This window comes from Pseudomonas parafulva (genome assembly GCF_000800255.1).
Classification (GTDB): domain Bacteria; phylum Pseudomonadota; class Gammaproteobacteria; order Pseudomonadales; family Pseudomonadaceae; genus Aquipseudomonas; species Aquipseudomonas boreofloridensis.
This window is the reverse complement of the sequence record NZ_CP009747.1, coordinates 963,032-976,784: the sequence shown is the minus strand read 5'-3', so window position 1 is coordinate 976,784 and position 13,753 is coordinate 963,032. Positions and strand designations below refer to the sequence as shown.

Genomic DNA, 13,753 nt, shown 5'->3' with positions numbered 1-13,753 from the left:
AAAATTAGAGAAAGAAGTCCATGCGTAAACGCACCGGCGCTGCCCGATCGGTGGCGGGGGCCGGTGGTTTCAGAAAACGGGGGTAGTGGGCGGTGAGTGGCTCGATCAGGGCGACTCGCGCCGACACGACAGTGTCCGGGTCAGTGAAGGTGGGCGGCATCGAATGCGCGGCCCGGCGTTCCAAACGCCACATCGGTTAGGTCCTTTTGTATGGCGTTGTGCCAATAACCGGCGCGGATGATAAGGTGGCAATATAGTGGCGTCAAATAAATGATGGCCAGCGAGGGAAGTCGAGAGACCTTGCGTCGCGATCGACCTCGGAGCGGCCGTCACTCGGGCGCTGAGGTGTATGAGGCAATCTCCAGTGCTGGGCTGCGGCCGCTGCGCGCCCGATCGCGACACACGGCCGCTCCCACTTGAAACGCACAAAGGTTCGAAAATCGCGCAGGGCAGTCGATCGCCTGGGCTTGAGCGCACGATGCCGTCCCAGGCTGTGAAACCCTGCACCGGCGCGTTTGTGAAAGCGGGCGAGTCGCGCTCAGCCCGCTTTCTTGGCGCGCCTAACTTCCGCGATAGGTGGAATAGCTGTACGGCGAAATCAGCAAAGGCACATGGTAATGCGCTTGCCCCTGATCGATGCCAAAGCGCAGCACCACGACATCGAGAAACGCGGTGTCAGGCAGCGCCACGCCACGCGCCCGATAGTAGTCGCCGGCACTGAACTGCAACTGATACACGCCGGTGCGGTACGCATCGCCTTCGAGCAACGGTGCATCGACCCGACCATCGCTGTTGGTCAGCGCGCTGTTGACCAGCGTCAGTTGCTGGCCTTCGACGCGGTACAGCTCGACTCGGATCGAGCTCCCCGGACAGCCGTGGGCGGCGTCCAGCACATGTGTAGTCAAACGTCCCATCTGCGTATCGCCTCTTGTCATTGGCCTGGGCAAAAGATAGACGGCATGCACCTGCGCGGGGCAAGCGCTTGCCGGAACGGGGCCAATTAAGACACTTGAATCGCAGATTGTACACAATTTTGTAAGCCACTCTCCGCGTCTGCGCCGCTGCATCGGGATCTCCAGGCGTCAGGCGGAAAACTTACGGCCGGCATCACGGCCTATCGGATTACCTGACCAATCAGGCAGGTTTCTTGCAAGGCACTGAAGGCGTATCCAAGGACGACAAAAACGAAGAATTGCGGCAAATCGGGCTTACAAATGGCCGAACAAGTTGTATACAATCGTCCCACTCCGGTGCCTGCGACAACCCGCCGCGGTCAGCACCTAGCCTCTACGTTCATAAGGAAGACTGCATGAGCGCTGACTACCCTCGCGACATGATCGGCTACGGCAACACGCCTCCTCACCCGCACTGGCCGGGCAACGCCCGCATCGCCTTGTCCTTCGTGCTCAACTACGAAGAAGGTGGCGAGCGCTGCATCCTGCATGGCGACAAGGAGTCCGAAGCCTTCCTCTCCGAGATGGTGGCGGCGCAACCGCTGCAAGGCGTACGCAACCAGAGCATGGAGTCGCTCTACGAATACGGCAGCCGGGCCGGCGTCTGGCGCCTGCTGCGGCTGTTCAAGGACAGCGGCGTACCGCTGACCATCTTCGCCGTGGCCATGGCCGCCCAGCGCCACCCGGACGTGATTCGCGCCATGGTCGAGGCCGGCCACGAGATCTGCAGCCACGGCTATCGCTGGATCGACTACCAGTACATGGACGAGGCCCAGGAGCGCGAGCACATGCTCGAAGCCATCCGCATCCTCACCGAGATCACAGGCGAACGCCCGCTGGGCTGGTACACCGGCCGTACCGGCCCCAACACCCGGCGCCTGGTGATGGAGGAAGGCGGCTTCCTCTACGACAGCGACACCTACGACGACGACCTGCCCTACTGGGAAAAGAACACCCCCACCGACAAGCCGCACCTGGTGATCCCCTACACCCTGGACACCAACGACATGCGCTTCACCCAGGTGCAGGGCTTCAACTGCGGCGAGCAATTCTTCCAGTACCTAAAGGACGCGTTCGACGTGCTCTACGCCGAGGGCGCCGAGGCGCCGAAGATGCTTTCCATCGGCCTGCATTGCCGCCTGGTCGGCCGTCCGGCGCGCCTGGCCGCGCTCAAGCGCTTCGTCGACTACGCGAAAAGCCACGAGCAAGTCTGGTTCGCCCGCCGCGTGGACATCGCCCGTCACTGGCACGCCACCCACCCCTACACGCCCGAGAACGCCCGATGAGCGCCTTCACCACCGTCACCCCTTCGACCCTGAGCCGCGACGCGTTCGTCGCCGCCTTCGCCGACATCTACGAGCACTCGCCGTGGGTGGCCGAGCGGGCCTTCGACCAGGGCGAGCACAGTGCGTTGGACCAGATCGAGGCCCTGCACCAGCGCATGAGCGCGGTGCTGCTGGCCGCCAGCCACGCCGAGCAACTGGCGCTGATCAATGCGCACCCGGACCTGGCCGGCAAAGCGGCGGTGCGTGGCGAGCTGACCGAGTCGAGCACCCACGAGCAGGCCGGCGCCGGCATTCACCTGTGCACGGCCGAGGAATTCGCCCGTTTCACCGAGCTCAATCACGCCTACAAGGCAAAATTCCAGTTTCCGTTCATCATGGCGGTCAAAGGCAGCGACCGGCACCAGATCCTCGCCGCCTTCGAGCAGCGCATCCATAACGATGCCGACGCCGAGTTCCGCGAGGCGCTGGCGCAGATCAACCAGATCGCCCTGTTCCGTCTGCAGCAATTGTGAGGCCTGGCCGAACACGGCCTCGCCCCTTGACCGATAACGACTACAAGAGAAAACCGCATGCGTACCCTGATGATCGAGCCGCTGACCAAAGAAGCCTTCGCCCCCTTCGGTGACGTGATCGAAACCGACGGCAGCGACCACTTCATGATCAACAACGGCTCGACCATGCGCTTCCACAAGCTCGCCACGGTGCAAACCGCCGAGCCGGAAGACCGGGCGATCATCAGCATCTTCCGCGCCGATGCCCTGGAGGTGCCATTGACCATCCGCATGCTGGAGCGCCATCCGCTGGGCAGCCAGGCCTTCGTGCCGCTGCTGGGCAACCCCTTTCTGATCGTGGTCGCGCCACTTGGCGATGCACCTGTATCAGGTCTGGTCCGCGCCTTCCGTAGCAACGGCAGGCAGGGCGTCAATTACCATCGCGGCGTCTGGCACCACCCGGTGCTGACGATCGAAAAGCGGGATGACTTCCTGGTGGTTGATCGCAGTGGTTCCGGCAACAACTGCGACGAGCATTACTTCCCCGAGGAGCAGATGTTGATCCTCGATCCCCACCAATAAGAGAAGGTCGGTCATCACAGGTCCGCGGCCTGCCGGTGACCGGCAGAGGTACATACTGTGGAAGCACATCTTCACGAATGGCTGAACCTGAGCATTCGCTGGGTTCACATGATCACCGGCGTGGCCTGGATCGGTGCATCGTTCTACTTCGTCTGGCTGGAGAACAATCTCAACCGCAGCAACCCGCGCGACGGCCTGTCGGGCGACTTGTGGGCCATCCACGGCGGCGGCATCTACCACCTGGAGAAATACAAGCTCGCACCGCCGAAAATGCCCGATGACCTGCACTGGTTCAAATGGGAGGCGTATTTCACCTGGATGTCGGGCATCGCCTTGCTCTGCGTGGTGTTCTACTGGAACCCGACCCTCTACCTGCTCGCCCCCGGCAGCAGCCTGAGCGGCGCCGAGGGCGTGGCCATCGGCATCGGCTCGCTGGTGGCGGGCTGGTTCGTCTACGACTTCCTCTGCGATTCGCCCTTGGGCAAGCGCCCTGCCCTGCTCGGCGGCGTGCTGTTCGTGCTGATCATCGCCGCCTGCTGGGGCTTCAGCCTGGTGTTCAGCGGACGCGGCGCCTACCTGCACACCGGGGCGATCATCGGCACCATCATGGTCGGCAACGTGTTCCGCATCATCATGCCGGCCCAGCGCCAGTTGGTCGCGGCGATCGCTGCCAACCAGACGCCTGACCCCTTGCTGCCCGCCAAGGGCCTGCTGCGTTCGCGGCACAACAACTACTTCACCCTGCCGGTGCTGTTCATCATGATCAGCAACCATTTTCCGAGCACCTACGGCAGCCAGTACAACTGGTTGATCCTGGCCGGGATCGCGGTGGCAGCGGTGCTGGTACGGCATTACTTCAACACCCGCCATGCCAGCAATAAGTACGCCTGGACCCTGCCAGCCGGCGCCCTGGCGATGATCTGCCTGGCCTACGTGACCGCGCCCAAGCCCCTGCCGGCCAGCCCCGAGCAGGCCGCCGCGCCGATCCAGTACCAGCCGCTGCCGGCCAGTGCCGTGGGCGGCAAGACCGCCGCCGAGCACCGCGCCGAGGCCGCAGCCAAGGCGGCCGAAGCCCCCGCCGCCGCCCCGGCCCAGGCTACTGCCCAGGCTGAGCCCGGCAACTTCGAGGCGATCCATCACGTGATCCAGGAACGCTGCACCGTGTGCCATTCGTCCAAACCCACCAGCCCGCTGTTCAGCACGGCTCCGGCCGGGGTGATGTTCGACACGCCACAGCAGATCCAGACCCAGGCCGCGCGCATCCAGGCACAGGCCGTGGCCAGCCAGATCATGCCGCTGGGCAACATCACCCAGATGACCGTGGAGGAGCGCAAGCTGGTCGGCGACTGGATCGCCAAGGGTGCGCCGGTCAACTAGCGGCTGGCGCAGGCCCGTCGCGATAGCCGACCGGCCTGCGCTGCACCACAGACACAAAAGCAAGCATCGAGCGTTCGGCTCCCCCGGTACATCCAGGCCTTCATGCGAAGCGCCTGGCGCCGGGCGCCGCCCGCTTGGATCCGAGAATAAGAACAACACTCGAGGTGCTGCATGTCCACGTCACCGCAGGCGTCCATTCCCGTCGCGCCGCCACGACAACCCCTGCCCCTGGCCCAGCTCGTCCTGGTGGCCCTGCAACATGTGCTGCTGATGTACGGCGGCGCCATCGCCGTGCCGCTGATCATCGGCCAGGCCGCGGGTCTGTCACGCGAGGAAATCGCCTTCCTGATCAACGCCGACCTGCTCGTGGCCGGGGTCGCGACCGTCATCCAGTCGCTGGGCATCGGCCCGGTGGGTATCCGCATGCCGGTGATGATGGGTGCCAGCTTCGCCGCCGTCGGCAGCATGGTGGCCATGGCCGGCATGCCCGGCGTGGGCCTGCAGGGCATCTTCGGCGCGACCATCGCCGCTGGGCTGTTCGGGCTGCTCATCGCGCCGTTCATGTCCAGGGTGGTGCGGTTCTTCCCGCCGCTGGTCACCGGCACGGTGATCACCGCCATTGGCCTGTCGCTGTTCCCGGTGGCGGTCAACTGGGCCGGTGGTGGTCAGCAGGCGGACAGCTTCGGCGCGCCCATCTACCTCATGGTCGCCGGCCTGGTGCTCGCGGTGATCCTGCTGATCAACCGCTTCATGCGCGGTTTCTGGGTCAACGTCTCGGTGCTGGTCGGCATGGGCCTGGGCTACGTGCTGGCCGGCTGCATCGGCATGGTCGATCTGTCGGGCCTGGCCCAGGCGCCATGGTTGCAGGTGGTCACGCCGCTGCACTTCGGCCTGCCGACCTTCAGCCTGGCACCGATCCTGTCGATGTGCCTGGTGGTGGTGATCATCTTCGTCGAGTCCACCGGCATGTTCCTGGCCCTGGGCAAGGTCACCGATCGGCCGGTCACGCCCGGCATGCTGCGGCGCGGCCTGTTGTGCGATGCCGGCGCTTCGTTCGTGGCCGGTTTCTTCAACACCTTCACCCATTCCTCCTTCGCCCAGAACATCGGCCTGGTGCAGATGACCGGCGTGCGCTGCCGCTCGGTCACGGCGGTCGCCGGTGTCTTGCTGATGCTGCTCAGCCTGCTGCCCAAGGCGGCGTTCCTGATTGCGTCGATCCCACCGGCGGTACTGGGCGGTGCGTCGATCGCCATGTTCGGCATGGTCACGGCCACGGGCATCAAGATTCTGCAGGAAGCGGACATCAGCGACCGTCGTAATCAACTGCTGGTTGCGGTGAGCATAGGCTTCGGCTTGATACCGGTGGTGCGTCCGGAATTCTTCGCGCAGATGCCGACCTGGATGGAGCCGATCACCCACAGTGGCATCGCCATGGCCACCCTCAGCGCGTTGCTGTTGAACCTGCTGTTCAACATTCTTGGCGGCGCCGAGCGGGCCGCCCACACCAGGGTGTGTCACCGGCACTGAGGCAGCGCCGACCCCGTCGATCCGGGGCGCTCGGCACAGGCGATGGCGCGTCACGCCTGACAACCTGACCGAACGCCCAGTTTTGCGACAGCACGCTCCAGGAAGGAGCACTTGAGGCCCGGCGCGCAAGTCAGTAATCTGCGCGCCCCCTCGCTCAGGGCAGGTCGGATCCTGCCCGCGTTTACTGACCGCTCAGTCAATGAATTCGGGCGGTTGGTCGATGTCGTGCCAGCCAGCAGCACCCTTTTTCATCCGTTCAGAACGCCGTCGAGCAGGATGGCTGCGACCGACCCGCAAAAGTTGGCGCAGCACTTGCCAGGGAGCTGTGGCCCACGCTTCAAACCTGACCAAAAAGACAGAAAAAGCGCCGACACGAGCGCTGACACACATCCACTCAAGGGAGCGACCTCAACCATGCGGATTCTCAACAGCCTGATCCTCGCCGGTGGCCTGCTGGCCTGCGCCACCAGCCACGCCGGTGACCTGCTGAACTGGCAGAACAACAGCCTGACCTACCTGTGGGGCAAGAACTTCAAGGTCAACCCTGAAACCCAGCAGACCCTGACCTTCGAGCACGCCGACTCCTGGAAGTACGGCGACAACTTCCTGTTCGTCGACAAGATCTTCTACCAGGGCAAGAAAGACGGGAACAACGGCGCCAACACCTACTACGGTGAGATCTCCCCGCGCCTGTCGTTCGGCAAGATCTTCGATCAGAAGCTGGCCTTCGGCCCAGTGACCGACGTGCTCTTGGCCATGACCTACGAGTTCGGCGAAGGCGATACCGAGTCGTACCTGATCGGCCCCGGCTTCGACCTGGCCGTGCCGGGCTTCGACTACTTCCAGCTCAACTTCTACCACCGCACCACCGACGGCAGCCGCCCGGGCGATCATGTCTGGCAGATCACCCCGGTGTGGGGCTACACCCTGCCGGTGGGCGCCTCCGACGTGCTGATCGACGGCTTCATGGACTGGGTGGTGGACAACGACCGCAATGGGCGCGGCAGCTACCACGCCAACCTGCACTTCAACCCGCAGGTGAAGTACGACCTGGGCAAGGCGCTGCACATGGGTGAAAAACAGTTGTACGTGGGCATCGAGTACGACTACTGGAGCAACAAGTACGGCATCAAGGACAGCGATGCCTTCACCACCGACCAGAACACCATGAGCCTGCTGGTCAAGGTGCACTTCTGAGGGGGGCGCGGGCTGCTGGCCAGCCCGCGTCCTGCGCCGGACGGTTTACGCCGCCTGGCGCTGGCGAAGCTTGGAAAAGCCGCCGACGATCAGCGCCGTGATGAAGCCGGCCACCGCGCCGACCACCCCGAACAGGGCATATTTGACCACCGGCCCCCAGGCGCCGCTGGCCGCCACGAGCGACTCCAGGGCCTGCTCCAACGGGTGGATGCCTTCGGCGATGAACGTGCCGCCCACCAGGAACATGGCCACCGTGCCGATCCAGGACAGCGCCTTCATCAGCATCGGCGCCGCGGCCACCAGGCCCCGCCCCACGCTTTTCACGCACCGCCCCCACAGCCCCTGGGCCTTGGACTTGGCCAGGGCGAAGCCAGCGTCATCCAGCCGCACAATGCCGGCGACCAGGCCGTAGACACCGACCGTCATCAACAGGGCGATGATCACCAGCGTGAGAATCTGCTGGTACAACGGCGCCTCGGCCACCACGTTCAAGGTGATGACGATGATTTCGGCGCTGAGGATGAAGTCGGTCTTGATCGCCCCCTTGATCTTGCGCTGTTCGTACTCGGCTAGCGCCTCGGCGCTGCGCGGTACCGATTTGCTGGCCTGCGCCTCATCGCCGGGCTTGTCGCGTGACAGCTTGTCCTTGATCGCCTCAAAGCCCTCGTAGCACAAGTACAGGCCGCCAGCCATGAGCAGCCATTTGACCGCCGCTGGCAGCACGGCGCTGAGTATCAGCGCGCACGGCACCAGAATGGCCTTGTTCCTCAGCGAGCCCTTGAACACTGCCCACACCACCGGCAATTCCCGGTCCGCCTTCATGCCGGTGACCTGCTCGGCATTGACCGCCAGGTCGTCGCTGAGCACGCTGGCGGACTTCTTCGCCGCCACTTTGCTCATCAGCGAAATATCGTCCAGAAGGGCCGCGATATCATCCAACAACGCGAAAAAACTGCTGCCTGCCATTGCTTTTACCCTTGATAGATTCGTGCCGTGTCAGCACCTCGGCGAGCCCATCCGACCGGCCTGCCGAGCGCATGATACGCGACGGAGACCACTCAGGCCGTTACCTTGAGCGGTTCTGCGGCACGGTGCTACCATGCCTGCTCGCTCTTAGAGGCGGCCAGTCACAGGAAGATTCACAGACCATGAGCACGATTCGCGAGCGCAACAAGGAACTGATCCTGCGCGCGGCCAGCGAGGAATTCGCCGACAAGGGCTTCGCGGCTACCAAGACCAGCGACATCGCGGCCAAGGCCGGGCTGCCCAAGCCGAATGTCTACTACTACTTCAAGTCCAAGGAAAACCTCTACCGCGAGGTACTGGAAAGCATCATCGCGCCGATCATGCAGGCCTCCACGCCGTTCAATGCCGAGGGCGATCCGCAGGAAGTGCTCAGCAACTACATCCGCTCGAAGGTCCGCATCTCCCGCGACCTGCCCCATGCGTCCAAGGTGTTCGCCAGCGAGATCATGCACGGCGCCCCGCACCTGTCGCCGTCGCAGGTGGAGCAGCTCAACGAGCAGGCCCGGCACAACATCGAATGCATCCAGCGCTGGATCGAACGCGGGCAGATCGCTGCGGTCGATCCGCACCACCTGATGTTCAGCATCTGGGCCGCGACCCAGACCTACGCGGACTTCGACTGGCAGATCGCAGTGGTCACCGGCAAGGCGAAACTCAGCGACAGCGACTACGACGCGGCCGCCGACACCATCATCCGCCTGGTGCTCAAGGGTTGCGAGCCGGAGCCTGCGTGAACATCCCCCGGGCCTTCACCTGCCAAGGGCCCGACACTGCCCGCCGGCTCACACCGCCGCGCCCGCATCTGCGCGCAACCCCAGCGACTCGATCGCACTGATCGCGCACTGCTCGTCGACATCCGAGGTATCGCCACTGATGCCCAGCGCGCCCAGCACCGTGCCGGCCTGATCGCGAATCAGCACGCCTCCCGGCGCCGGTACCACGGCGCCGTCACCCAGCCCGTTGAGCGCGGCGAAGAACGCCGGGCGCTGCTGCGCGTCCAGCGCCAGCAGGCGCGACCCCTTACCCAGCGCCACCGCGCCCCAGGCCTTGGCCGTGGCCAGTTGCGGACGCAGCAGGCTGGCCCCGTCCTCGCGCTGCAAGGCCAACAGATGCCCGCCGGCGTCCAGCACGGCCACGGTGAGAGGGGCCGCGTCGATCCGGCGTCCAGCGCAGAGCGCGGCGTGGACCAGGGTGTTGGCGACGTTGAGGGTGAGTGCAGTCATGGGAGGTCCTTTTATTGTTGTGTGGGGCCGGAATGCAGGCGGACCAATAGAGCACAGAATAATAGATATTTGTATACAATAATTTCGATCAATTCGCCTGACGCTTCGGCACGTTCACACTGCGTCGTGGCCTTCCTACGTCCCGCAGCCGTCCCCGAGAATTGCCCGAAAACCTGAGCTCACGCGTTAGGTATGGGAGCGGTCCGGTGTCGCGACAGGGCTGCAAAGCAGCACCAATCAAGCGCCACGCCCACTCATCAATTCGATCTGCTGAGCATCCGATGAAAACCCATTGACCTTGAACTCAGACCATGAATACACTCGTCCGCAAGTCGCGTTGTATACAATTACAAAATAAATGAGGCACAAGACATGAGCAAAATGAGAGCAATCGATGCCGCCGTACTGGTCATGCGCCGGGAAGGCGTCGACACCGCCTTCGGCATTCCAGGCGCGGCGATCAACCCGCTGTACTCGGCCCTGAAGAAGGTTGGCGGCATCGATCACGTCCTCGCGCGCCATGTCGAAGGGGCCTCGCACATGGCTGAAGGCTATACCCGCGCCAACCCCGGCAACATCGGGGTGTGCATCGGCACCTCCGGTCCTGCCGGCACCGACATGGTCACTGGCCTGTACAGTGCCTCGGCCGACTCCATCCCCATCCTCTGCATCACCGGCCAGGCGCCGCGCTCGCGCCTGCACAAGGAAGACTTCCAGGCGGTGGACATCACCAGCATCGTCAAGCCGGTGACCAAGTGGGCGACCACCGTGCTGGAGCCAGGCCAGGTGCCCTACGCCTTCCAGAAAGCCTTCCACGAAATGCGCAGCGGCCGCCCCGGCCCGGTGCTGATCGATTTGCCGTTCGACGTGCAGATGGCCGAGATCGAGTTCGACATCGAGGCCTACGAGCCGCTGCCGGTGCACAAGCCCTCGGCCACGCGCATCCAGGCGGAAAAGGCCCTGGCACTGCTCAACGACGCCGAACGCCCGCTGCTGGTGGCCGGCGGCGGCATCATCAATGCCGATGCCAGCGACAAGCTGGTGGCATTCGCCGAACTGACCGGCGTGCCGGTGATCCCGACCTTGATGGGCTGGGGCTGCCTGCCCGATGATCATCCGCAGATGGTCGGCATGGTCGGGCTGCAAACCTCGCACCGCTACGGCAATGCCAGTTTGCTCAAATCCGACCTGGTGTTCGGCATCGGCAACCGCTGGGCCAACCGCCATACCGGCTCCGTGGAGGTCTACACCGAGGGCCGCCGCTTCATTCACGTGGACATCGAGCCCACCCAGATCGGCCGGGTGTTCACCCCGGACCTGGGGATCGTCTCCGATGCCGGCGCGGCGCTCGACGCATTCATCGAGGTGGCCCGCGAGTGGCAGGCGGCCGGCAAGCTCAAGTGCCGCAAGGACTGGTTGCAGGACTGCCAGCAGCGCAAGGCCAGCCTGCAACGCAAGACCCACTTCGACCAGGTGCCAGTCAAGCCGCAGCGGGTGTACCAGGAGATGAACCAGGTGTTCGGCAAGGACACCTGCTATGTCAGCACCATCGGCCTGTCGCAGATCGCTGGCGCGCAGTTCCTGCATGTGTACAAGCCACGGCACTGGATCAACTGCGGCCAGGCCGGCCCGCTGGGCTGGACCATCCCCGCCGCCCTCGGCGTGGTCAAGGCCGACCCTGCGCGCCAGGTGGTGGCGCTGTCGGGCGACTACGATTTCCAGTTCATGATCGAGGAACTGGCCGTGGGCGCGCAGTTCAACCTGCCCTATGTCCACGTGCTGGTGAACAACGCCTACCTCGGCCTGATCCGCCAGGCCCAGCGTGGCTTCGACATGGACTACTGTGTTCAACTCGCCTTCGAGAACATCAACGCCACCGAGGCCGGCAACTACGGCGTGGACCACGTCGCGGTGGTCGAGGGCCTGGGCTGCAAGGCACTGCGGGTGTTCGAGCCGAACGACATCGCCCCGGCCCTGCGCAAGGCGCAGGAAATGGCCCAGCAGTTGCGCGTACCGGTGGTGGTCGAGGTGATACTCGAGCGCGTGACCAATATTTCCATGGGCACCGAGATCAATGCGGTCAACGAATTCGAAGACCTGGCGCTGGTCGGCAATGACGCGCCAACCGCCCTCTCGCTGCTCGACTGACTGCCCACGCCCCGCCCAGGCGGGGCCTGCCCACGCAAGGAGACTCCCATGCCGCGCTTTGCCGCCAACCTGTCCATGCTGTTCACCGAACAGGACTTCCTGGCCCGCTTCAAGGCCGCCGCCGACGCGGGCTTCAGCGGTGTCGAATACCTGTTTCCCTACGACTTCAGCGCCCACGACATCCAGCGCGAGCTGCAGGCCCATGGCCTGACCCAGGTGCTGTTCAACCTGCCCGCCGGCGACTGGGCCAGCGGCGAGCGCGGCATCGCCTGCCACCCGGACCGGGTCGAGGAATTCCGCGCCGGCGTCGACAAGGCCATCGACTACGCCAAGGTGCTGGGCAATACCCAGGTCAACGCCCTGGCCGGCATCCGTCCGCCTGCGGCGAACGAGGCCAGCGTGCGCCAGACCTTCGTCGCCAACCTCCAGTACGCCGCCGACAAACTCCAGGCCGCCGGTATCCGTCTGGTCATGGAGATGATCAACACCCGTGACATCCCCGGCTTCTACCTGAACACCACGGCGCAGGCCCTGGAGATCCAGGCCGAAGTCGGCAGTGCCAACCTGTACCTGCAATACGACATCTACCACATGCAGATCATGGAAGGCGACCTGGCGCGCACGCTGCAAGCCAACCTGGCGCTGATCAACCACGTGCAACTGGCCGACAACCCCGGTCGCCACGAGCCCGGCACCGGCGAGATCAACTACCGCTTCCTGTTCGAGCACCTGGACCGTATCGGTTACCAGGGGTGGGTGGGCGCCGAGTACAAACCGCTGACCACGACCGAAGCCGGCCTGGGCTGGCTGAAGACCCAGGTGGGCGCGGGCGTGTGCCGCGAAAGCGCCCGCACAGACACCTCCATCGCCTGACCGAACGCATTCGCGGGGCAAGCCCGTTCCCACAGGGTTTCGTGGCAGCCCCGCGATCAGCTACCCACAACGCTAATAAAAAGAGGCACATTCTCATGGCCAAGATCGGCTTCATCGGCACCGGCATCATGGGCAAGCCCATGGCCCAGAACCTGCAAAAGGCAGGTCACAGCCTGTTCGTCTCCACCCACCACTCAGCGGCCCCCGCCGACCTGATCGCCGCCGGCGCGGTGGCCCTGGCCAACCCCAGGGAAGTGGCCCAGGAGGCCGAGTTCATCATCGTCATGGTGCCCGACACGCCGCAGGTCGAGGGGGTACTATTCGGCGAGCAGGGCGTCGCCGAGGGCGTCGGCCCGAACAAGGTGGTGATCGACATGAGCTCGATTTCGCCCACCGCCACCAAGGCTTTCGCCGAGAAGATCGAACGCAGCGGCGCGACCTACCTGGACGCACCGGTCTCAGGCGGCGAGGTCGGCGCCAAGGCTGCGACCCTGAGCATCATGGTCGGCGGTTGCGAAAAGGCCTTCGAGCGCGCCCTGCCGCTGTTCCAGGCCATGGGCAAGAACATCACCCGCGTCGGCGGCAGCGGCGACGGCCAGACCGCCAAGGTGGCCAACCAGATCATCGTCGCCCTGAATATCCAGGCGGTGGCCGAAGCGTTGTTGTTCGCAGCCAGGAACGGCGCCGACCCGGCCAAGGTGCGCGAGGCGCTGATGGGCGGCTTCGCCTCCTCGAAGATTCTCGAGGTGCACGCCGAGCGCATGATCAAGGGCACCTTCGATCCAGGTTTCCGCATCAACCTGCACCAGAAAGACCTCAACCTGGCCCTGCAGGGCGCCAAGGAGCTGGGCATCAACCTGCCCAACACCGCCAACGCCCAGCAGGTGTTCAACACCTGCCAGGCCCTGGACGGCGGCAACTGGGACCACTCGGCGCTGATCAAAGGCCTCGAGCACATGGCCAACTTTTCCATTCGCGACTAGCCGAAGATTCGAGCGGCAAGCGGCAAGCGGCAAGCTGCAAGCTGCAAGCTAAAGCAGATCGGCTTGCAGCTTGCCGCTTGTAGCTTG

The 13,753-nt window shown here is 64.4% G+C and carries 14 protein-coding genes; 10 read left to right on the top strand and 4 right to left on the bottom strand.

Annotated features, from left to right (window positions below; translation table 11 throughout):
* Nucleotides 1-4: 4 nt before the first annotated feature.
* Together NJ69_RS04360 and uraH are read right to left on the bottom strand one after the other, a co-directional pair.
* Nucleotides 5-193 carry a hypothetical protein gene (locus NJ69_RS04360; protein WP_039576488.1) on the bottom strand — a complete coding sequence of 63 codons (189 nt, stop codon included), beginning with the start codon at nt 191-193 and terminating at the stop codon, nt 5-7.
* A gap of 367 nt (nt 194-560) precedes the next feature.
* Entirely contained in the window at nt 561-914 is a 354-nt protein-coding gene (uraH, locus tag NJ69_RS04355; RefSeq protein WP_029613862.1) for a hydroxyisourate hydrolase, read from the bottom strand.
* A 395-nt stretch (nt 915-1,309) separates the two neighbouring features.
* Between uraH and puuE the strand changes: the two genes are divergently transcribed.
* The 6 genes from puuE to NJ69_RS04325 all read left to right on the top strand — a co-directional run bounded on the left by puuE (nt 1,310) and on the right by NJ69_RS04325 (nt 7,413).
* The gene (gene puuE, locus NJ69_RS04350; RefSeq protein ID WP_039576487.1) at nt 1,310-2,239 is read left to right on the top strand and encodes an allantoinase PuuE; all 930 of its coding nucleotides are present in this window, start codon (nt 1,310-1,312) and stop codon (nt 2,237-2,239) included.
* Nucleotides 2,236-2,751 (top strand): 2-oxo-4-hydroxy-4-carboxy-5-ureidoimidazoline decarboxylase, encoded by a 516-nt coding sequence (gene uraD / locus NJ69_RS04345; RefSeq protein WP_039576484.1) that lies wholly within the window; start codon nt 2,236-2,238, stop codon nt 2,749-2,751. Before puuE ends, uraD begins: the two co-directional genes overlap by 4 nt.
* Before the next feature lie 57 nt (nt 2,752-2,808).
* Nucleotides 2,809-3,312, top strand: coding sequence for an ureidoglycolate lyase (locus tag NJ69_RS04340; RefSeq protein ID WP_039576482.1), 504 nt, complete (start codon nt 2,809-2,811; stop codon nt 3,310-3,312).
* Between the two features lie 57 nt (nt 3,313-3,369).
* Entirely contained in the window at nt 3,370-4,689 is a 1,320-nt protein-coding gene (locus tag NJ69_RS04335) for a urate hydroxylase PuuD (RefSeq protein ID WP_039576480.1), read from the top strand.
* Nucleotides 4,690-4,860: 171 nt separating this feature from the next.
* Nucleotides 4,861-6,216, top strand: a complete 1,356-nt coding sequence (locus NJ69_RS04330; RefSeq protein ID WP_039576478.1) for a nucleobase:cation symporter-2 family protein — start codon at nt 4,861-4,863, stop codon at nt 6,214-6,216.
* Between the two features lie 414 nt (nt 6,217-6,630).
* Entirely contained in the window at nt 6,631-7,413 is a 783-nt protein-coding gene (locus NJ69_RS04325; protein WP_039576476.1) for an outer membrane protein OmpK, read from the top strand.
* A gap of 45 nt (nt 7,414-7,458) precedes the next feature.
* Here NJ69_RS04325 and NJ69_RS04320 read toward each other — a convergent pair whose 3' ends face one another.
* Nucleotides 7,459-8,379 carry a DUF808 domain-containing protein gene (locus NJ69_RS04320; protein WP_039576474.1) on the bottom strand — a complete coding sequence of 307 codons (921 nt, stop codon included), beginning with the start codon at nt 8,377-8,379 and terminating at the stop codon, nt 7,459-7,461.
* A 182-nt stretch (nt 8,380-8,561) separates the two neighbouring features.
* Here NJ69_RS04320 and NJ69_RS04315 point away from each other — a divergent pair, with 182 nt between their 5' ends.
* Complete coding sequence (locus tag NJ69_RS04315; RefSeq protein WP_039576473.1) at nt 8,562-9,173, top strand: TetR/AcrR family transcriptional regulator; 612 nt, start codon at nt 8,562-8,564, stop codon at nt 9,171-9,173.
* A gap of 48 nt (nt 9,174-9,221) precedes the next feature.
* On the opposite strand, the gene NJ69_RS04310 is transcribed toward NJ69_RS04315, so the two are convergent.
* Entirely contained in the window at nt 9,222-9,662 is a 441-nt protein-coding gene (locus NJ69_RS04310) for a GlcG/HbpS family heme-binding protein (protein WP_039576471.1), read from the bottom strand.
* Between the two features lie 372 nt (nt 9,663-10,034).
* On the opposite strand from NJ69_RS04310, the gene gcl reads away from it, so the two are divergent.
* From gcl to NJ69_RS04295, 3 genes are all read left to right on the top strand, one after another.
* Nucleotides 10,035-11,810, top strand: a complete 1,776-nt coding sequence (gene gcl / locus NJ69_RS04305; protein ID WP_039576470.1) for a glyoxylate carboligase — start codon at nt 10,035-10,037, stop codon at nt 11,808-11,810.
* Nucleotides 11,811-11,858: 48 nt separating this feature from the next.
* Complete coding sequence (hyi, locus tag NJ69_RS04300; protein ID WP_039576468.1) at nt 11,859-12,683, top strand: hydroxypyruvate isomerase; 825 nt, start codon at nt 11,859-11,861, stop codon at nt 12,681-12,683.
* 95 nt (nt 12,684-12,778) lie between these two features.
* Complete coding sequence (locus tag NJ69_RS04295) at nt 12,779-13,666, top strand: 2-hydroxy-3-oxopropionate reductase (protein WP_039576466.1); 888 nt, start codon at nt 12,779-12,781, stop codon at nt 13,664-13,666.
* Nucleotides 13,667-13,753 lie beyond the last annotated feature (87 nt).

Coding starts and splice junctions, on each gene's coding strand:
- uraH (WP_029613862.1), bottom strand. CDS start 914: ATGGGACGTTTGACTACACATGTGCTGGACGCCGCCCACGGCTGTCCG.
- NJ69_RS04325 (WP_039576476.1), top strand. CDS start 6,631: ATGCGGATTCTCAACAGCCTGATCCTCGCCGGTGGCCTGCTGGCCTGC.
- uraD (WP_039576484.1), top strand. CDS start 2,236: ATGAGCGCCTTCACCACCGTCACCCCTTCGACCCTGAGCCGCGACGCG.
- NJ69_RS04310 (WP_039576471.1), bottom strand. CDS start 9,662: ATGACTGCACTCACCCTCAACGTCGCCAACACCCTGGTCCACGCCGCG.
- NJ69_RS04330 (WP_039576478.1), top strand. CDS start 4,861: ATGTCCACGTCACCGCAGGCGTCCATTCCCGTCGCGCCGCCACGACAA.
- NJ69_RS04315 (WP_039576473.1), top strand. CDS start 8,562: ATGAGCACGATTCGCGAGCGCAACAAGGAACTGATCCTGCGCGCGGCC.
- hyi (WP_039576468.1), top strand. CDS start 11,859: ATGCCGCGCTTTGCCGCCAACCTGTCCATGCTGTTCACCGAACAGGAC.
- NJ69_RS04340 (WP_039576482.1), top strand. CDS start 2,809: ATGCGTACCCTGATGATCGAGCCGCTGACCAAAGAAGCCTTCGCCCCC.
- NJ69_RS04320 (WP_039576474.1), bottom strand. CDS start 8,379: ATGGCAGGCAGCAGTTTTTTCGCGTTGTTGGATGATATCGCGGCCCTT.
- puuE (WP_039576487.1), top strand. CDS start 1,310: ATGAGCGCTGACTACCCTCGCGACATGATCGGCTACGGCAACACGCCT.
- NJ69_RS04360 (WP_039576488.1), bottom strand. CDS start 193: ATGTGGCGTTTGGAACGCCGGGCCGCGCATTCGATGCCGCCCACCTTC.
- gcl (WP_039576470.1), top strand. CDS start 10,035: ATGAGCAAAATGAGAGCAATCGATGCCGCCGTACTGGTCATGCGCCGG.
- NJ69_RS04295 (WP_039576466.1), top strand. CDS start 12,779: ATGGCCAAGATCGGCTTCATCGGCACCGGCATCATGGGCAAGCCCATG.